Source organism: Mesobacillus sp. (assembly GCF_047739415.1).
GTDB lineage: Bacteria > Bacillota > Bacilli > Bacillales > Cytobacillaceae > Mesobacillus.
This window is the reverse complement of record NZ_JBIQOE010000298.1, coordinates 61,594-80,712: the sequence shown is the minus strand read 5'-3', so window position 1 is coordinate 80,712 and position 19,119 is coordinate 61,594. Positions and strand designations below refer to the sequence as shown.

The 19,119-nt window shown below is 43.0% G+C and carries 17 protein-coding genes; all 17 read right to left on the bottom strand.

Annotated features, from left to right (window positions below; translation table 11 throughout):
- On the bottom strand, window positions 1-656 hold a 656-nt coding region (uvrC, locus tag ACH0QE_RS24450), incomplete at its 3' end, for an excinuclease ABC subunit UvrC (RefSeq protein ID WP_415803049.1).
- 15 nt (window positions 657-671) lie between these two features.
- Window positions 672-2,135: a hypothetical protein gene (locus tag ACH0QE_RS24445; RefSeq protein ID WP_415803048.1), complete on the bottom strand. Its 1,464-nt coding sequence runs from the start codon at window positions 2,133-2,135 to the stop codon at window positions 672-674.
- Window positions 2,136-2,241: 106 nt separating this feature from the next.
- Entirely contained in the window at window positions 2,242-3,171 is a 930-nt protein-coding gene (locus ACH0QE_RS24440) for an FTR1 family iron permease (protein WP_415803047.1), read from the bottom strand.
- A 38-nt stretch (window positions 3,172-3,209) separates the two neighbouring features.
- A complete protein-coding gene (locus tag ACH0QE_RS24435; RefSeq protein ID WP_415803046.1) occupies window positions 3,210-3,959 on the bottom strand; it encodes a hypothetical protein in 750 nt (249 codons plus the stop codon).
- 50 nt (window positions 3,960-4,009) lie between these two features.
- The gene (locus ACH0QE_RS24430; RefSeq protein WP_415803045.1) at window positions 4,010-4,795 is read right to left on the bottom strand and encodes a glycosyltransferase family 2 protein; all 786 of its coding nucleotides are present in this window, start codon (window positions 4,793-4,795) and stop codon (window positions 4,010-4,012) included.
- Window positions 4,785-6,251 (bottom strand): alkaline phosphatase family protein, encoded by a 1,467-nt coding sequence (locus tag ACH0QE_RS24425; RefSeq protein WP_415803044.1) that lies wholly within the window; start codon window positions 6,249-6,251, stop codon window positions 4,785-4,787. The genes ACH0QE_RS24430 and ACH0QE_RS24425 overlap by 11 nt, the downstream gene beginning before the upstream one ends.
- Window positions 6,248-7,168: a lysylphosphatidylglycerol synthase transmembrane domain-containing protein gene (locus ACH0QE_RS24420; RefSeq protein WP_415803042.1), complete on the bottom strand. Its 921-nt coding sequence runs from the start codon at window positions 7,166-7,168 to the stop codon at window positions 6,248-6,250. Before ACH0QE_RS24420 ends, ACH0QE_RS24425 begins: the two co-directional genes overlap by 4 nt.
- Window positions 7,152-8,102, bottom strand: coding sequence for an NAD-dependent epimerase/dehydratase family protein (locus ACH0QE_RS24415; protein WP_415803041.1), 951 nt, complete (start codon window positions 8,100-8,102; stop codon window positions 7,152-7,154). The genes ACH0QE_RS24420 and ACH0QE_RS24415 overlap by 17 nt, the downstream gene beginning before the upstream one ends.
- Window positions 8,103-8,193: 91 nt before the next feature.
- The gene (locus ACH0QE_RS24410; protein ID WP_415803040.1) at window positions 8,194-9,417 is read right to left on the bottom strand and encodes a hypothetical protein; all 1,224 of its coding nucleotides are present in this window, start codon (window positions 9,415-9,417) and stop codon (window positions 8,194-8,196) included.
- Between the two features lie 392 nt (window positions 9,418-9,809).
- Complete coding sequence (gene trxA, locus ACH0QE_RS24405; RefSeq protein ID WP_041967575.1) at window positions 9,810-10,124, bottom strand: thioredoxin; 315 nt, start codon at window positions 10,122-10,124, stop codon at window positions 9,810-9,812.
- Between the two features lie 180 nt (window positions 10,125-10,304).
- Complete coding sequence (locus tag ACH0QE_RS24400; protein ID WP_415803039.1) at window positions 10,305-11,282, bottom strand: electron transfer flavoprotein subunit alpha/FixB family protein; 978 nt, start codon at window positions 11,280-11,282, stop codon at window positions 10,305-10,307.
- Between the two features lie 38 nt (window positions 11,283-11,320).
- Entirely contained in the window at window positions 11,321-12,094 is a 774-nt protein-coding gene (locus ACH0QE_RS24395; RefSeq protein WP_041967573.1) for an electron transfer flavoprotein subunit beta/FixA family protein, read from the bottom strand.
- 87 nt (window positions 12,095-12,181) lie between these two features.
- Window positions 12,182-12,955: an enoyl-CoA hydratase gene (locus ACH0QE_RS24390; protein ID WP_415803038.1), complete on the bottom strand. Its 774-nt coding sequence runs from the start codon at window positions 12,953-12,955 to the stop codon at window positions 12,182-12,184.
- Between the two features lie 131 nt (window positions 12,956-13,086).
- Window positions 13,087-13,689 carry a TetR/AcrR family transcriptional regulator gene (locus ACH0QE_RS24385; protein ID WP_415803037.1) on the bottom strand — a complete coding sequence of 201 codons (603 nt, stop codon included), beginning with the start codon at window positions 13,687-13,689 and terminating at the stop codon, window positions 13,087-13,089.
- Between the two features lie 216 nt (window positions 13,690-13,905).
- Window positions 13,906-15,609: a long-chain-fatty-acid--CoA ligase gene (locus ACH0QE_RS24380; RefSeq protein ID WP_415803036.1), complete on the bottom strand. Its 1,704-nt coding sequence runs from the start codon at window positions 15,607-15,609 to the stop codon at window positions 13,906-13,908.
- Between the two features lie 646 nt (window positions 15,610-16,255).
- Complete coding sequence (locus tag ACH0QE_RS24375; RefSeq protein ID WP_102263806.1) at window positions 16,256-16,660, bottom strand: DUF350 domain-containing protein; 405 nt, start codon at window positions 16,658-16,660, stop codon at window positions 16,256-16,258.
- An 84-nt stretch (window positions 16,661-16,744) separates the two neighbouring features.
- The gene (locus ACH0QE_RS24370; RefSeq protein ID WP_415803035.1) at window positions 16,745-19,102 is read right to left on the bottom strand and encodes an endonuclease MutS2; all 2,358 of its coding nucleotides are present in this window, start codon (window positions 19,100-19,102) and stop codon (window positions 16,745-16,747) included.
- Window positions 19,103-19,119: the final 17 nt, after the last annotated feature.

Below are 19,119 nucleotides of genomic sequence, written 5' to 3'. Positions count from 1 at the left end.
TTGGCACGTTCAAAATCAAGTTCTTCGGCAGCCGCAGCCATTTTTACCGTCAAATCTTCCTTGATTTCTTTATATCCCCCGTTGAGGAAACGCGTAATCTCATCTGTAATCTGCTTATACTCTTCCTTGCTTACGTCCTTGACGCAGGGAGCAAGACACTGCCCCATATGATAATAAAGGCAGACACGGTCAGGCAGAGTAGAACACTTCCGGAGCGGATAAATCCTGTCCAGCAGCTTTTTTGTCTCATTCGCCGCCTGTACATTTGGATACGGCCCAAAATATTTGCCGCTGTCCTTCTTTACTTTTCTCGTAATAATCAGCTTTGGATGCCGTTCGGCAGTCAGCTTGATGAACGGATATGATTTATCATCCTTGAGCATGATATTATATTTTGGGTCGTATTTCTTTATCAGGTTAATTTCAAGAAGCAGTGCTTCCATATCGGAGGAGGTGACGATATACTCAAAATCCTCGATTTCATTAACAAGACGCAGCGTTTTTCCGTCATGCGACCCTGTAAAATAAGAACGCACCCTATTCTTCAATACCTTCGCTTTCCCAACGTAAATGATGGTCCCCTGCCTGTCCTTCATTAAATAACAACCCGGTTGGGCAGGGAGAAGAGCAAGCTTATTCCTGATTTGTTCATTCATGCCGTTCACCTCCTGTTACGGTGTCCACTTATACAAAATAATCTTATGATAGACTGGGTCAAAAATTTTATCTGACGTAAATGTTTCTACCTTCTCGAGCTTCCCTCCAGGATCAAATCCCTGGGAACGAAAGCCATCAACAACACTGTTTGTTAAATAAATCGTCTTACCTTTATATAGCCCCTGATCGTGAAGGAAAATCTTATAGGTATAGATTCGTTTATGCGGATAAGGCATTTTTAAAAACTGCAAAACTCTTGTTTCTTCCCAAGTATAAAGAATGAAGTCCTCTGGCTGCTCCTCAAGATAATGGGCGAGCTGATAAACAGCTGGCTCAAATTCAGCCTGTTTTTGCAAATAATCCGAAGAAATAATTGCCTGGGCAATGATAACGACTACTACCAGAAAACTGGCATAGCCCACTGCCCTTTTTTTAAGAAAGACAGTCAGACCAACAAACAAGAGCAATAGCGCCAGCGGCAGTATATGCCTCGGCTTTTCGATATTCTGGGCAAAAAGCGCCCAGACAGCATAAGCGAGGAACAGAAATACGCCGAGATAGACGCTGTTTTCCTTTAAAACTTTCCTTTTAGATGCCGGCAAAAAAATAACTATGCCAATAACTATATATAATACCATCAAAACAGTTGTTCGTGAAAAGATTCCCCACCATAAAATGTTGGTAAACAGGAATGCTTTCAGCCTTGCAAGAAAAGACAGTTCATTTGATGCCGAGGTGCCACCCCATTCCTGAAAATGCCCGCCAGTAAATCCAAAAGCAAGCTCCAGGAAATTAAAGAGGCCACCTTCAGAAATAATCAGGCCAGTAACCCAGATCAACTGAAACAATCCAGCGAGGATCACGTATTTGATCACGCCGCCCCATGTAATCTCCCGTTTTGCCCATTTCCTGTACAGCAGATAAATCAGCCCGGTTCCCATTGGAATATAGCTCAGCCTGATTCCCAACAGGACACTGAATAAAATCAGGGGAAGCAGCATCCATTTGCCTGCTGGCCTGGACTCCGCGGCAGCGATACTCCAGAAAAACCACCAAAAAACAGCAAGCGCGGCACCCTCCGACATTGGCTGGTTCACGATGATCAATGGATAACTGGCAGTATAAATGGCAGCTGCAATGAGAAAGGCATTCGTCCTGCTCAAAACCTGTGATGCAAGTAAATACACAGGCAGGATGGAGCTGGCATACACTAAAACATTAAATAAAACCAGTGCTTGATTTGGAAAATCCACGAAAAACTTCAGCAGCATACCGCCCAGTATAAAATACGGATATCCGGGAAAATGCGGCTGCATCGCACGAAGGTCATACCTGTCCATCGCCAGGGTAAAGTCAACTTGGTCCCAGGAGGATACGAATGGATTAAGTGAAATCAACTGGATTGTAAAAATGTATAGAACCGCAAGCAAACTCAGTCCAAGAATGATTAATCTGTTCATTTTTTCTAAATTCATCATTTCCACCAACTAACTTCATGGGAATCGTTTTTACGTATGAAAAAAGTACAAGGAAATTCCCTGTACTTTTTTGGAGAGAGGATCGTAATGCCTCAAATCTAATTGATTATTTAACTTGTGGGTTCAATACTACTTGCTTATTCTCTGCAGCTTTGTTTTCAACAGCTTTTACTTTCTTAGGGCTGCGTGATGAAGTCAGCAGATAGATCGCCGCAAAGTATCCGATATACGCAATGACTTCTTCAATCGAAGGCATCGATGAGTATCCGAACAGAGCCTTCAGGAAGATGCCCACATCACCAGAGATAAGCGGTGCAACACCTGTATCACGGAGATAATGTGCATAATCAATCGGATGTTCAGGCAATAACCACGTTATATCGTAAACATGGTACATAACGCTGCCAATTATGTTCACATCCTGCATCATTGAAATTGCCTGAACAAGCAATCCAGCAGAAATCAGGATGATGAATGCACCAGTGATTTGGAAGAACGTTTTTAGCTTAACCTTCATCGTACCTTTGAAGAACATGTAAGAGACGGCAACGCCTATCAATGCACCTGTGATAGCTCCCCATCCCTGCATGGCAGCACCGATGTTACCACCTGTGATTGCCGCAAAGAAGAAGACCGTTTCAATACCTTCACGCAAGACTACAAGGAATGAATGGATGACCATACCGACAATGTTACCTGTCGTGATGAATTTCTTCATTTTGCCTTCCATATTGCCTTTAAGATCTTTACTATGGCTTGCCATCCAGAATACCATCTGCGTCAAGAGTACAGTAGACACTATCATAATCCCGATTTTCAAGTAAATCTCACTGCCCATTGCCGCGAAACCTGTGAATACGACCTGGAACAGGATCGCAACCCCGATACTTGCCAATACGGCAAGTCCTGCACCCAGCCAGACATACTTTGTATACTTTGGATTACCGGTTCTCTTTAAGTATGTTGTGATGATTCCGATGATTAATAACGCTTCCAAGACTTCACGAAATGTAATCAATAACGCTTGAACTTCCATCGCTGAATCTCCCCTCTCCAAGGTGTCATCTATTTATATTACTTTCTTCGTTTAATGCCAATAACAACAATCGCACCAATGACCGCGACAATCAGAATCAAAGGAACCCAGTTACGGATATTTGAACGGTCTGTCCAGTCCTTTTTACCGGTGCTCTCTTGTTCTTCTGTATCTGCAAAATGGCCAACTTCCAAGCTGGGAAGATTGAATTCATCTTGCAACACATTCAGGATTTCTTCTTTCTTCTCTTTAAAAACTTCTATGTCAGAAGGCTTCTTCCCTACTCCAAAGAGTCCAGGATTCCCTAGTGCCTCAAGTGCAGCATCAAAGTCAGCTTTTATTTCTTTGTCCACTTCAGGGTTATTACTCTCTACCTTTGGCGATAGCGCTTGATATGTAGCATATCCCTTTGCCAGCAGCTTCTTTGAAGTGTCATACTCCTCAAAGCTTTTTTCAATGTTTTCAAGCCTTCTCGCAACATTCAACACGAGGAGTTTCTCCATATTTTCATTTGTTGCTTCTTTGTCTTCTGCTTCCAGGCTTTCCATGATCACTTCTCCTGGCTCGGTTCCCATATGCATATCGATCTCTTCTTTAACCGTTTCAAACAGGGATGTTGCAGCCGAGAAGTTTGGAGGGTCCTCATCCAGTTTCAACTGCATTTCCTTATAGACTTCCGCAACTTTCTCTTCATTGGGATCACCATATGAATAAGCATTGGCAGTCATAGGACTGCTGTTAATGAGAATCAATATCAATGAAAAACAAAAAAATATGGCTTTTTTCATTTGCTGTTTCCCTCCTACAATGATAATGATAATGATTATCAATATGAATGTCAATCATATTTGATAACCGTCACTTTTTTGTCACTATTTATACTGTTTTTAGCTTGGGATTGATCTACCCCAACTACCTTGGAGACTGGCCTGGACATTTCACGGTACACAGCCGGCACGACATTCGTCATATATTTTTTGAATGAAATGAACGATGTTCCAGTGGTCCTGACCCTGTATTTAATTGGCACTTCAAGCACCCTGAATCCTTTTCTGACCAGATTGAGTGTCAATACCTGTGCATAATTGTAATCATGGATAATTTCAGCATGCTCGAGCACTTTTCGTGAAAAAGCCCTCATCCCGGATTGGCCATCATACAACCACTTTCTTAACAATAATGTTTGCAGGAAGGTGAAAAAATAATTCCCCACCCTGCGATGAAATTTCATTCCTTTTATTGTGCCCATAAAACGGGAACCCATTGTATAATCGGTTTCTCCATTTAGAATTGGCTTAACAATGTCTGGGATTTGCCATGCGGGATATTCACCATCAGCATCAATCATGACGCCGACATCAGCACCCATGGTAAAACATTCCTCAATGCCTTGTCTTACCGCGGCTCCCAGGCCGCGGTTTTTTTCAAAGCTTATGATATGGTCAGCGCCAGCTTTTTTTGCCTCCAGGACAGTACGGTCCGTTGATCCATCATCAATCACTAATACTTCCACGATATCAGCACCGGCAAAACTGCGTGGAATGTTTTCAATTACTTCACCAATTGATTCTTCTTCATTGAATGCCGGCAAAAATACGATTACTTTAATCAATTTAACTCTCATCCTTCTCTGCTTTTATTGCCTCCATTAAAACTTTCCCCCTGCTGCTGGATGGATATGGCGCACCCATGAGATAAGAGATAGTCGGTGCCAGTGAAACAAGACTATGTTTTTCCTGGACTTTAACCCCCCTGGCAATATGAGGTCCATGCATGAAAAATGGAACAAACCGTTCTCCTTCATCCAGATGCCCGTGCCCGCCGATGCCATCAGCCTGTCCGTGGTCAGCACATACTACAAGAGTCGTGTTCTCCATTTTCCCTTCCGCTTCCAGCCATTGAACAAAGTCTTTAATCAGGGCGTCAGCTTCTTCGATTTTTTCAATATAATCATCATAGAGGACGCCGCGGCTATGACCAACCTGGTCCGTACCGATCATCTGGACGATGAATAAATCCGGATCCTGTTCATCCATGATTTTTCGTGCTCTCGCAAGCATGTTTGTGTCCGCCTTATCCTTATGCATGACAGCTGTAACTGTCTCGACATCACTGCCCATCGCATCAACGAGGTGCGCAATACCAAGGAGACGCCCTCTTTTGCCCACCTTACGAAGCGAGTCAAAGATAGTTTCCGTATTAACTCCCAGTTTATAGACCATGTTCGATTTAATGCCATGCTCAAACGGATAGGTCCCGGTGAACATCGAACTAAAGCATACCACGGTCCTTGCAGGATACACTGTTTCCATATTCAAATACTCGGTACCATTTTCTTTTAACTGATCGAGAAACGGCGTATTTGCCTCATAAAAGCGTTCTTTGCGCATTCCATCGATGACGATGACAATGACCTTATCTGACAGGCCATTGTCAGGTACTTCTGGCCCCTCATCCTTCGTATAGCTCTCATATGACTTTGGCTTCCAGTCAAACAAATACCTGTGGAGAATGAACGCAAAAATCAGTACAAAGCCATAAAACAAGACAATATCAAGCAATGGCACACTTGTTCCACCTGCTAATGCAGTGAATGACAGTTCCCACACAGAGAGCAGCAGGAACACTTTTGGAAGCTGCTCCTGGGCATTGCCGCTGGTAGAGTCACTATTCTTCAAAACAAGTTTCCAAAATCTCGTGAAGTTAAGCCATGAAGTACCGATCCTGAGGTGATAATAAAACGTGCCCCAGAAAAACACGGTAAAGAAAAAGTATAATCCAGCGGCGAAAAGCAGCAGATTTATATTAAGTTCAGGCCAAACGATGATAAAAACGACAAGTGGAATCCACAAATAGTTTCTCAAAAAAAGCGGAAAATCATAAACAAAATAAATGATGAATAGTGGAAGCACTGTCAAGAGCGCGAGTAATAACCCTGTAATCCCTTCTGTACTGCCCAAATCTCCGAGATGAAATAATACCATGGTGCCAACTGTAAAAATTGGCGTGAAAGGCTTCCCTTCATTAAGTAAATTCCAGCTTCGTGCCGCGAATTTCTCAAACTTTGAAGCACTCTTCATGATTCGGTGCCCCTTTCTCTAGTCCATTTTTTCAATAAGTTCATCGGCACAGGATAAGCAGACAAGGTAATCCCTCCAACGATGAATGAAAATAAATATTTAAGTCCATGGGTAATCACCGCAGCTGAATACGCATTTTCTGCGGCTATCCCATTTGCTCCCAATGCGAAAACCATTATGGTCTCATAGCTGGCAATTCCTCCAGGTGTGATTTGAAAAATCTGTCCAGCAACCGTGATACTGTTTACCCAGATAACCTGTACGAAGCTGATCATGTTGCCCCCGTTCAGGACTACTCCATAAATCACTGCTGCTTCCAGGACCCAGCTTACTAGGGTCAACCCAAAGATCCAGACACCGCGCCAGCCAGAGGAGGCAGTTTTCATAATAGATATTTGTCTGTCAAAAAAATCCCTGAATTTAAAGTAAAGAATGATAGTGAATACAAATCCAATTACTGCGAGCCATAGGAGCACCTCGCCATTCAGGGGCAGCTCAAGAAAAGTTAAACCAGCCGATGCCATAGCAAAGAGGATTGCCGTATCCAACACCCGCAAGATAACCACTGAATTAAATGCTTCATGCCCTGTAATACCAGGCTCCCTTGCTTTCATCACACCTATCCGCGCAAAATCTCCTGCTTTGACGGGCAGGAGGTGGTTCAGCAACAAGCTGTAAAACAGGCCGTACATGCAGGTGGTAAGGCGTACTCTATTGTTCAAATAAAGCTTCCAGGCAAATCCTCTTGCCAAAAAAGCGAGGAAATAACTGCTGAAAATGAACAATAGCACTCCAGGTTTCGTTGCAATGGCTTTTATTTCAGCCAGGATCCCGCCTGCATCAAGATAAAAAAACGTCATGATCAAAAATGCCGAGATCAACAGGATGGCGGTTAGTTTTTTAAAGGAAGTTTTCATACTGCTCAGCCCATGCCACAGTTTCTGCAATTCCTTTTTTAAAGTCCGTCTCTGGTTCATAGCCAAGCAATTCACGTGCCAGTGATATATCTGCCCATGTGCTATCCACGTCTCCGGCACGATTTTCTTTACGTCCAATCTTCATATCAGGATAGTAAAGCTTGAGCTCGTCCAATAACTGATCCATCGATATCGGTCTTCCAGAACCGATATTGATAATTGCGCTTTGCTGCAACTTTTGTAATGCAAGGCCAATGCCATTCACTATGTCACCCACATATGTATAATCACGAGTACCACCCTTGCCAAAAATCGTAATCTCTTCCATGTTCTTCAATTTCTTTATGAAATTGGCGATCGCCATATCTGGCCTTCCCCATGGACCGTATACGGTAAAGAACCTGAGGATTTTAACATCCATTCCATAAAGGTGACCATACACATGGCAAAAGGATTCAGCAGCGTATTTTGAGGCCGCGTATGGAGAAATAGGTTTGCCAGAAGCCATTTCCTCTTTAAATGGTGTATTTTTCATCATTCCATAAACTGATGATGAAGAAGCAAAAATGACCTGCTTTACACCTGCCTGCCCAGCACCTTCAAGCACGTTAACGGTTGCCTTTACATCATAATCTATGTATTCAAGCGGACGAAGGATTGAGTAGGCAACACCAGGCAAAGCAGCAAGGTGCACAATCGCATCCGGGGAAACTTTTTTGACAATACGCATGGTTTCATCGCGGTTGAGAAGATCCGTTGGATAGAATTGATAATCCCCTGCTTCTTTTATTACATCAAGATGCTGCTTTTTTCTCTCAACAGAATAATAGGGATGCAAATTATCGATGATCACCACCTCATGCTGCTCCTTGAGCATTTTAAGTGCAAAATGGCTTCCGATAAAACCCGCTCCCCCAGTAATCAATATTTTCACGAATACACCTCTTTTCTTAGCACAAGCCAATTTTACCATAGTATTTCATCTAAAAAATGAAATAGAGCCGCATCGCTGCGGCTCCCATTTTTTAAAGCAGACTATCTACTGCTGAAATCACTGCGTCGCCTTTTGCTTTTGCATCTTCCGGCTTATTTTCCGCAATGGCATTATACCATGCTTCAGCATCTGCAAATACGGCTTGAGTTTTTTCTTCACCTAACTTTTCAGTCATCTGCCCTTGAAGCATTTTCAGGAACATGTTCCCTTCCATTGCACTTACTTTTGCTTCTACCGCATTACCTTCATCAAGAAGCTTTGGAGCTTTTTCATAGTATCCCTTGATCTTTCCAGCAATTGTCTTTGCGAATAATGCATTTGTTTCTGCAGCTTTAATTGTGGCAGGATCCGTCGTGTTAAGTGTGAAGAGTTTGTCTAACTGCGCAGCTGCTGCTTCATCTCCACCACCAAGTGATCCTTTGATTGCTTGATAGAAGCCCCATGCCTCAGCCTGCATGATGGATAATTCTTTGGAATCTTTTCCTTCTTTAGCTCCTGCTTCGATTTTCTCAGCATAAGATTTTGCTGCAAGATAGTAGCTTCTGTAGATAGACTTATCAGTTACTTGTAGATAAACCTGGAAATCTTCAGCATTGCCAGCATTAAGCGCTTCTTCCTGTGCGGATAGTCCGGAGTTGATGTTCTCGACAAGACTTGAATCACCGCTTAGTTCGTAGTACTTATCACGTTTTTCAGCTGTTGGAATGAAAACCTTTTCTGCCAGGTGCTTGATTTGTGCGAATGCAAGATTCGCCTCATCCTTCTTATCTTCATTAAGTGCAGCAACAGCTTCCTTTTGAAGTGCCTTTTGGTTCTGATAGAAATAGGATTGTGTTGTCTTATCAGTCAATTGAACAGCGATAATCGGTTCCATTTCACCGCTTTTGCCAGCATTAAGAGCCGCCTGGATCGCCTGGTCGAACTCAGGATTAAGTTCAGCTACATCCTTTTGAAGACCTGCTTCATATTTTTGTTGGACAGTATCCCAATTAACTTCCTGACCTTCTTTTGCTTTTACGAGTTCAGACATCATATCAGTATAAGCAGCAACTTGTTTTGCAGCATCTGAATCTTCTACATTGACTTCCTTGGTTTCTTCAGTGTTTTCCTTAGTTTCTTCAGTATTTCCTTCTGTTTCAGCCTGTTTATTCTCTTCAGGCTTCTCTGCAGTTTCGTCTCCTCCGCAAGCTGCCAATACTGTGCTTGCCATTAAAAAACTTGCAAAGATTGCTTTCAGGTGCTTTTTCTTATTCATGTTTGAAATCCCCCTATGTAATATGATTGGTCTTATAAATGATAATGATTTTCATTGACAGTTGTTATTATAATCGAGAATGATTTTCACTGTCAATGAACTATGTAAGAAAACTTTGACAAACTTGTGAAAAGTTATTTTTCCTCTTTTAGATTAAACTCATTCAAAAACTTTTAATAGTGATTGGAACGCCATTTGGGGGCTATTAGAACGCTCTTAATTAACCGAAAACTGTTACGGTACTATTAGGGGATTTAAAACGCTCTTTTGGGATATTACCAGTTGAGGGCGGACGGGCATTGTATTTTGCTCTTATTATGTTCTCCACGCAATGAGGTCCACTTACAAAAAAATCCCGCCTTCCGAGAAAGGCGGGATTTTTACATTCATAATTAGATATGCTGTTCCAGGCGTCCTGCAAGTGCTTCTTTTGGTTGGAAACCGACTACTTTGTCAACTGGTTGACCATCTTTAAGGACAAGTAGTGTAGGGATGCTCATAATGCCGTATTGTGCAGCAGTTTGCTGATTGTCGTCAACATCAAGCTTCACGATTTTTACTTTGTCGCCCATTTCTGAATCTAGTTCTTCAAGCACAGGAGCGATCATCTTACAAGGTCCGCACCAAGGTGCCCAAAAGTCAACAAGCACTAGGCCTGATCCTGTTTCGTTAGCAAAAGTTGCGTCAGTAGCATGTGTAATAGCCATTTAAATGCCTCCTAAAAAAATCTGAATACTAACGTCAGTATATCATCGTTTACCAATTGATGCTATTTATCTGCTCTTGTTGTAATTTACCCTTTTTGCATGTGGATATTCCATTAAAGTCGCATTTAAAAACAAAAAAACGGGCGTGTGTGACGTCCGTTTTTTTGGGATTACCTATAATTAAGCGTTGACTTTAAGCTTCTTGAATTCTTCGGTAAGCATCGGAATAACTTCGAATAAATCGCCAACAATACCGTAGTCTGCAACTTTAAAAATATTTGCTTCTGGATCTTTGTTAATCGCTACGATGACCTTGGAGTTGGACATACCTGCAAGGTGCTGAATTGCTCCAGAAATACCGGCAGCGATATATAAGTCTGGAGTTACGACTTTACCTGTCTGGCCGATTTGCAATGAGTAGTCACAGTAGTCAGCGTCACATGCTCCACGTGAAGCTCCTACAGCTCCGCCTAGAACGTCAGCAAGTTCCTTAAGAGGCTCAAAGCCTTCTTCACTCTTTACACCGCGTCCGCCTGCTACAACAACTTTGGCTTCGGAAAGGTCTACACCTTCAGTTGCCTTACGGACAACATCCTTGATGATTGTTCTCAGGTCTTTGATCTCTGCAGAAACAGTTGAAACCTCTCCGGATTTACCTGCATCCTTTTCTAGTGGAGCGATGTTGTTTGGACGGATTGTAGCAAACACTAGTCCATCGGTAACAATCTTCTTTTCGAAGGCTTTACCAGAATAGATTGGACGAGTAAAAACAAGATTACCGCCTGCTTCCTCAACCGCTACAGCATCAGAAATCAGGCCTGAACCCAATTTGCTTGCGATTTTAGGAGCAAGGTCTTTTCCAAGTGATGTATGTCCAAAAATAATCCCTTCTGGATTTTCCTGTTCAATAACAGCCATCAAAGCTTGTGAATACCCATCTGGTGTGTATTGTGAAAGCTTGGCATCTTCTACTGCTACAACTTTGTCAGCACCATACTGGTATAGGTCGCTACCTAATGAATTTACAGACTCTCCGATCAATACCCCAACTACTTCTCCGCCCTCAGCAACTGTTTTTGCAGCTGCAATCGCTTCGAAAGAAACGTTTCTAAGTTGTCCGTCACGTGCTTCTCCCAATACTAATACTTTTCTCGCCATTTGATTTACCTCCTGCGTATTTATTCTTCCTATATGTCTTAAACGACTTTTGCTTCAGTATGAAGCAGGTTGACAAGTTCCTTAACCTGGTCGGCTAGTTCGCCTTGAAGGACTTTTCCTGCCTCTTTTTGCGGAGGAAGATAAATTTCAATTGTCTTTGTCTTAGCTTCTACATCGTCCTCATCCAGATCAAGATCATCAAGCTCAAGCTCATCAAGAGGCTTTTTCTTTGCTTTCATGATTCCTGGAAGAGATGGATAGCGAGGCTCATTCAGACCTTGCTGTGCAGTTACAAGAACAGGAAGGCTTGTCTCAATGACTTCTGAATCCCCTTCTACGTCTCTAGTAATAGTAGCAGTCGTTCCATTGATTTCTAGTTTAGTAATCGTTGTTACATAAGGCATTCCAAGCTGTTCGGCAACGCGAGGTCCTACCTGGCCTGATCCGCCATCGATTGCGACATTTCCGCCAAGGATGAGGTCTGCTTCCTTATCCTTAAGGTATTCAGCAAGGATTTTCGCTGTTGTGAACTGGTCGCCGTCTTCAACATCATCCTCGATATTGATCAATACAGCTTTGTCTGCTCCCATAGCCAAAGCAGTTCGCAGTTGCTTCTCTGTTTCTTCATTGCCAACAGAAACAACAGTAACTTCGCCGCCCTGAGCGTCCCTCACCTGGATTGCTTCCTCAATCGCATATTCATCATAAGGATTGATGATGAATTCAGCGCCATCTTCATTGATCTTGCCATTTGCGATCGTGATTTTTTCTTCTGTATCGAATGTCCTTTTCATTAGAACGTAGATATTCATTTGTTCCCCTCCTAAGTATTCAAACATTTTAGCTGTTCTAAAGATTAGAAAAATTTATAATAAAAAAATTTGATGCTAAAAGGTTGCTTATCTGCCTTTAAAATCCGGTGACCTTTTTTCCAGGAATGCCTTGATTCCCTCTTGCCCATCCTCTGACAGGAAGACATCACCGAAAAGCTTTGCTTCTTCCTTAACTCCTTTGTAGAAGGATTCGTGCTTGGAATAGTTCAAGAGTTTAATAGCGGCACCAATGGAAACAGGACTCTTTTTCGCAATTTTCCCAGCAAGCTTGTATGCGTTTTCAAGCAACTGCTCTTCAGGATAAGCATGGTTGGCCAATCCATACTGAACTGCTTCTACACCTGTGATTGGGTCGCTCGTAAACAGCATCTCTGCCGCTCTAGCAACACCCACATAACGCGGAAGACGCTGGCTGCCTGCAAATCCTGGAATCAGTCCAAGCTGCAGCTCTGGCAATCCCAATTTCGCATTTTCAGCTACAAGGCGGAAGTGGCACGCCATAGCAAGTTCAAGTCCGCCGCCCAATGCCGCGCCATGAATAGCAGCGATAATAGGCTTTGGAAAGTGCTCCATGCGTTCAAACAAGTCCTGGCCGTACTCAGCAAGCTGGGCAAAATCTTCGCCTGTTTTGATCGTAGTGAATTCCTTGATATCTGCTCCTGCTGAGAAGAACCTTCCTTCACCATGGATTAACACAACCCTGACTTCTTCATTCCCTTCGATTTCATCCAAAACTCCTGAAATCTCTTTCAGCAGCCCGGATGCGAGGGCATTAGCCGGCGGACGGGCAATCGTGATTGTTGCGATCCTGTCCTCCGTAGACCATTTGAGATATTCCACATTTTCCCCTCCTTTTTCATGAAGGCATATATTTCGCTGTTAGCTATAACACCTTTTAGCGAAAAACGCCTTTTAAGTGCCTTTCCCGTATCCAGGCAAATCAAGGCAGCCAGGATATTGGAAAGGACTGACTAAAGGACCGGTTTGGCATCATGGTATCCGCAGCCATTAATCAGCAGCTGGTGTACCGCTTTTGCCAAGTCAGGGAGGTTGTACTTCTGTTCATTCATTACCCATGAAGTTACAGTTTCATCCACCGTCCCAAAAATCATCTGCCTTGCAAGACGCAAATCAAGGGAGCTTGAAAACTCTCCATTCTCTATGCCTTCCAAAATGATTTTGTCAATCAGCATTAAGTAGCCTTTCAGCACCTCGTTGATTTTATGCCGGAGATCCTTATTTGACTGCCTTAGCTCCAGCTGGGTTACAATTGCAAGATGCCGGTCCTGTGAAAGAATCTTTAAATGCGTTTCGACCAACATATATAATTTCTCTGTTGCTGTTTGTTTTCCTGCAATTTTCTCCTCGATACTTTCGACGAAATAACCCATCTTCTCCTGGAACAGAGAAATCAGTATGTCTTCCTTATTCTTGAAATACAAATAAATGGTCCCGTCAGCCACTCCAGCCTGCTTCGCTATTTTAGACACTTGCGCCTGGTGATAGCCGTTTTCTGCGATAATGACTACTGCTGCATCAATTATTTGCATATATTTCGGCCTGTTTTTTTTCATATCTTTCACTCCCGCTCCAGGAAAAGCACAAGCATTAACTGCTACAGTGGCACACTCCCGTTTACGATTTTTGTCTGCAATACTTTTAACTGAATGAATCGTCATTCATATTTTTATAATAGTATTCACTCACATTTCTGTCAAGGAAATGTGTTTCATTTGGACAAGCCTTCTTATTCAAAAAGAAAGAGCCGATATTGGGAGCCGGCTTTAAAGTTAAGCTCGCTTCTGCTGGTCTTCCTGGTTCTTTGCTTTTTCTTCATCTACCAATGCTCTTCTGAGAATTTTACCTACTGCAGTTTTAGGAAGTTCTTTCCTGAACTCATATAATCTAGGCACCTTATAAGCAGCGAGATGCTTGCGGCAATATTCATTCAGTTCCTCTTCTGTCGCTTGAGCACCTTCTTTGAGAACGACATATACTTTTACCGTTTCACCACGATATGGGTCTGGGATTCCTGCTGCCACGACCTCCTGGATTGCTGGATGTTCATATAGGACTTCTTCGATTTCACGCGGATAAATATTAAAGCCACCGGCAATGATCATATCTTTCTTCCGGTCGACAATATAGAAATATCCTTCCTCATCCATATACCCGAGGTCTCCAGTGAGCAGCCATCCATCTTTAAGTGTTTGCTCTGTTTCTTCCGGCCTGTTCCAATATCCCTTCATCACCTGTGGGCCTTTAACCACCACTTCGCCGATCTCACCAGGTGGGAGCGGTTCGCCAGTCTCCATTGAAAAAATAGCTGCGTCTGTATCAGGCCACGGAACACCTATGCTTCCTTTTACACGCTTTTTGTCCCAGAGGAAGTTAGCATGTGTCACCGGGGACGATTCAGTCAGGCCATAGCCTTCAACCAGTTTCCCTCCTGTGACTTCCTCGAATTTTTCCTGGACCTCGACAGGTAATGGCGCAGATCCGCTAATACAGGAATCAATTGAAGATAGGTCATACTTTTTTATATCAGGATGATTCAACAACCCAATGTAAATGGTCGGTGCGCCCGGGAAAAGTGTTGGCTTTTGTTTTTGAATCGTCTTCAATGTCGTTTCAGGATCGAATTTCGGTAAAAGAACCATTTTCTGGCCCTGCATGACAGAGAGAATCAAAACTGCAGTCATCCCGTAGACATGGAAAAACGGCAGGATTCCAAGAACTGTTTCTTCACCCTCTTTGCATTTATACAGCCACGCATTGCTCATCGCCGCATTCGCAATCAGGTTTTTATGAGTCAGCATGACCCCTTTCGGAAAACCTGTTGTTCCGCCAGTATATTGTAATAAAGCCAAGTCTTCTTCAAAATCATAATCGTATTCTTTAATTTTTCCAGCAGGTTGTTTCATAATCTCGGTAAAAAGGTGATTTTGACCCTCATGCTTCACATTTACAATGATGCCATACTGTTTTTTCTGGATGAATGGATAGACAAGATTTTTAGGGAAAGGCAGATAGTCCTTGATAGCGGTTACAATTACATTCTCTAAATCCGTATTTGCGATGACCTTGGAGACCCTTGGAAATAAAATGTCGAGCGTGATGATTGCCTTCGCACCAGAGTCCTTCATCTGGTACTCAAGCTCTCGTTCCATATACAGAGGATTGGTTTGGACAACAATTCCCCCGGCCATAAGGATGGCATAGTAACTGATGATAGACTGAGGAGTATTCGGCAGCATGATGGCAACCCTGTCCCCTTTTTCAATTCCCAGGTCTTGCAAATAGGCAGCCAGTTTTTTCGCATAGTTGTAGACTTGCTTATACGTCAGCTCTTTGCCCATAAAGTGGATTCCCACCTTATCAGGGTATTTCTCAGCAGTCTGCTTCAAATAGTCCTGGACCGTTGCTTGTTGAAGATCCAAATGAGCAGGAATTTCCGGAGGATATTGCGACAGCCACGGCTTTTCTACTTCCATATTGTTGCCCCCTTATTTAAAATTTTTTGAAAATTCTATCTCCCATTATAATATAATGGTCTTTTTATGACAATTAGAATAGTTTTTTGGAGGTTTATAGGGACAAACTCCTAATTTCATCACCTGGCTCTGAACCTATCTATTTCCTCTACATGGCTTGAAAATAAAAATCGAGCTTTCTACAGTTTTTAATTTGATTGGAGGAAAAATGGAGCTGTTGATTTCCGTTCCAGGCGCTTCGCTTTCCGTGGGGAAGAATTATGAAAAAGCCCTACTGCCGGCTTTTTCAAAGATCAAATTCTTCATTGCAGTCCGGGAGCCTCCTCGACGCTACATGCGCCTGCGGGGTCTCCCATGACTTGCTCATCCCGCAGGACATTGATTGTGCTTCATCGAACCTGCCCACGCACGATGAAAATGCTTTAGCATTTTCGGAGGAGTCTTCCCTCCTTCCACTACAATCAACAGATTTTAAAAAAAATTCAGCTTTAACATAGCCCGAAAAACAATAAAACCGCCAATTATTAAGGCGGCTTTAAAGCTTTTTATACAAAAAACATCATATAGACAATGCCGACTAACAGGAATATTCCACATAGAATCAGCAATATTTTAGCCAGTTTTTCCACTCTTTTAGATCCCCCTGTTAAATTCCTGCTCCGATGATATAAGACAGGCCGATAGAAATGACCATGGATATCAGGCCTACTGCGCGGTTGTCGTTTTCTATTTCTTTATCGATGTTGAATTTTGGTGTCAGGAATTCAAAAATAAAGTATCCAATCAAAAGCAAGACGAAGCCGAAAACTCCCCAGCTGATCATCGTGAGCAGTGAATCATGCTGATTGATGGAATAGCGGAATATATTGGCTACACCGAAGATTTTCCCTCCGGTGGCCATCGCAACGGAAATATTCCCTTTTTTGATTTCTTCCCAGTTTCGGTATTTTGTCACCAGTTCAAAAACAGCCAGAAATACGACGATGCAGAGAATCGATACACTATAATAACCAGCTGTAACTATATATTCATTTTCCCAAAAATGATCCATATCCATTCTCCCTGAAAAGATTTTACCCCACTGCCTATTATAAAGTGTTGTAACGGGGATTTACATTATTTTGCATGCTTAACTCTACTTGAATTCTACTACAGTCACACCTGTTCCACCTTCACCTGCATCTCCAAATCTTATTTTCTTGACTGACCGATGGTTGCGAAGGTATTCCTGGACTCCCTGTCTCAATGCCCCGGTTCCTTTTCCGTGGATGATATTGACTCTTGGGTAACCGGCAAGCAATGCATCATCGATATATTTTTCTACTCTCATGAGGGCATCTTCATAACGCTCTCCCCTAAGATCAAGCTCAAGTCCCACGTGAAAGTCCTTGCCTTTCACAATGGCTAATGGTTTGGTTTCTACTGGCTTAGGAGAGTTGATATATTCCATATCTGTTTCTTTCACTTTCATCTTGAGAATGCCAATCTGTACTTGCCATTCTTTAGCACTAACGCGTTCAACAAGATGTCCTTTTTGATCAAAGGTCAGAACCTTGACCTCATCCCCTGGCTTGAACTCGTGTATTGCTGGTTTCGCTTTGCCTCCGCCTTTTTTCACCTGATTGAGCTCAGGAGTCGCCTCGCTCAGGCGCCTTTTGGCGTCGATCAATTCATGCTCTTTAATCTCGGCACCTTTATCAAGACGCAGCTTCCGAAGGTCACGGATGATTTCTTCCGCCTCTTCTTTTGCTTTTTCCAAAATTATCGCAGCTTTTCCCTTTGCTTTTTCGGCCAGTTCTTCTTTTTTCTGATAATACTCTGCCATCTGCTTTTGCAAATCCTTATGCAGGTGTTCTGCATCTTTCAACAGCTGGTGTGCTTCTTCGCGGTCTCTCTCCGCCTGCTTACGGCTGGACTCAAGGGAAGCAATCATGTTTTCGACCTCATTGCTGTCTGCGCTGATATAGGATCTTGCTGTAGTAATGACAGATTCTTTCAATCCTAACCTCTTGGAAATTTCAAAGGCATTGCTTCGGCCTGGTACGCCAATCAATAGTTTATAAGTCGGGCTCAATGTTTCCACGTCGAATTCTACGCTGGCATTGGTGACGCCTTCTCGATTGTATCCATAGGCCTTTAGCTCTGGATAGTGGGTTGTCGCAATCACTCTTGCTCCGCGTTGATAAACTTCATCTAGTATTGAGATTGCCAGTGCAGCTCCTTCCTGTGGATCAGTGCCGGCACCAAGCTCATCAAATAACACAAGACTATTGTGGTCAACCTTTTCAAGGATTTCCACGATATTGACCATATGGGAAGAAAAAGTACTCAAACTTTGCTCGATCGACTGTTCGTCACCAATATCGGCATAAACTGATCCAAAAACAGCCACCTCTGACCCGTCAAGCGCTGGAATCTGCAATCCTGCCTGGGCCATTAGCGTACAAAGTCCGACTGTCTTCAAAGTAACAGTTTTACCCCCGGTATTCGGACCGGTGACGACAATCGTCGTATAATCACTCCCTAAAGTGACACTGTTCGGAACAACTTCATCCATCGCGATCAGTGGATGTCTTGCCTGGAAAAGGTTGATCCGGCCCTCATCATTGACGATTGGCTTTGAGCCCTTGATTTTGCTACCATATCGTGCCTTCGCAAACATGAAATCAAGCTCGCCCATAATACTGACGATTTGCAATAGCTCATCATGATGGTCGGCGGTAAGTGCTGAAAGCTCTGAAAGGATTCTTTCGATTTCCTGCTGCTCTTTTACCCGGATGCTCTGAAGTTCATTATTCAACTGGACAACAGATTGCGGCTCAATGAACAGCGTCTGCCCGGAAGAACTTTGATCATGGATGATACCGCCATAATGCGAGCGATATTCCTGTTTTACAGGAATGACAAATCGATCGTTTCTGATGGTGATAATGGCATCCGAGAGCATTTTTGAGGCGTTGGAAGAGCGAATCATGCTCTCCAATTTTTCACGTACTCTTGCTTCTCGCGTGCGCATCTGCTGTCGAAGTGACCTTAGTGCATCACTTGCACCGTCAAGAACCTCCCCGCCTTCATCAATCGCGTTTCTGATCGATTCTTCCAAATTCGCAAGGACGATAATTCCCTCTGTATAGCTCAGCAAGATAGGAACCTCGGTAACTTCCTGCAAATCATCAACAAATCGCTTCATCTGTCTGCTCGCATGGACAGTGCTTGCCACCTGAACTAGTTCACTTGGGCTAAGCATGCCGCCGATTTGTGCCCTTTTCACATGCGGCCTTATATCATAAATGCCGCCTAATGGTACATTTCCTTTTAGTCTTAGAACCTTGGCTGCTTCATCTGTTTCTTCCTGTAAACGGGATACTTCCGAAAAATCAACAGAAGGCATCAAAGCAATTACTTTTTCCCGTCCCAATGAGGATGAGGCATGTTCTATCAGCTGGTTCCTGATTTTATCAAATTCAAGTGTTTTCAAAACTCGCTGCTGCACAAAAATTTCCTCCTTCT

Bases quoted from the DNA above. Each gene is read 5' to 3' on its own strand.
- ACH0QE_RS24445 (WP_415803048.1), bottom strand. From the start codon at position 2,135: ATGATGAATTTAGAAAAAATGAACAGATTAATCATTCTTGGACTGAGT.
- ACH0QE_RS24440 (WP_415803047.1), bottom strand. From the start codon at position 3,171: ATGGAAGTTCAAGCGTTATTGATTACATTTCGTGAAGTCTTGGAAGCG.
- ACH0QE_RS24435 (WP_415803046.1), bottom strand. From the start codon at position 3,959: ATGAAAAAAGCCATATTTTTTTGTTTTTCATTGATATTGATTCTCATT.
- ACH0QE_RS24430 (WP_415803045.1), bottom strand. From the start codon at position 4,795: ATGAGAGTTAAATTGATTAAAGTAATCGTATTTTTGCCGGCATTCAAT.
- ACH0QE_RS24425 (WP_415803044.1), bottom strand. From the start codon at position 6,251: ATGAAGAGTGCTTCAAAGTTTGAGAAATTCGCGGCACGAAGCTGGAAT.
- ACH0QE_RS24420 (WP_415803042.1), bottom strand. From the start codon at position 7,168: ATGAAAACTTCCTTTAAAAAACTAACCGCCATCCTGTTGATCTCGGCA.
- ACH0QE_RS24410 (WP_415803040.1), bottom strand. From the start codon at position 9,417: ATGAATAAGAAAAAGCACCTGAAAGCAATCTTTGCAAGTTTTTTAATG.
- trxA (WP_041967575.1), bottom strand. From the start codon at position 10,124: ATGGCTATTACACATGCTACTGACGCAACTTTTGCTAACGAAACAGGA.
- ACH0QE_RS24400 (WP_415803039.1), bottom strand. From the start codon at position 11,282: ATGGCGAGAAAAGTATTAGTATTGGGAGAAGCACGTGACGGACAACTT.
- ACH0QE_RS24395 (WP_041967573.1), bottom strand. From the start codon at position 12,094: ATGAATATCTACGTTCTAATGAAAAGGACATTCGATACAGAAGAAAAA.
- ACH0QE_RS24385 (WP_415803037.1), bottom strand. From the start codon at position 13,689: ATGAAAAAAAACAGGCCGAAATATATGCAAATAATTGATGCAGCAGTA.
- ACH0QE_RS24380 (WP_415803036.1), bottom strand. From the start codon at position 15,609: ATGGAAGTAGAAAAGCCGTGGCTGTCGCAATATCCTCCGGAAATTCCT.
- ACH0QE_RS24375 (WP_102263806.1), bottom strand. From the start codon at position 16,660: ATGGATCATTTTTGGGAAAATGAATATATAGTTACAGCTGGTTATTAT.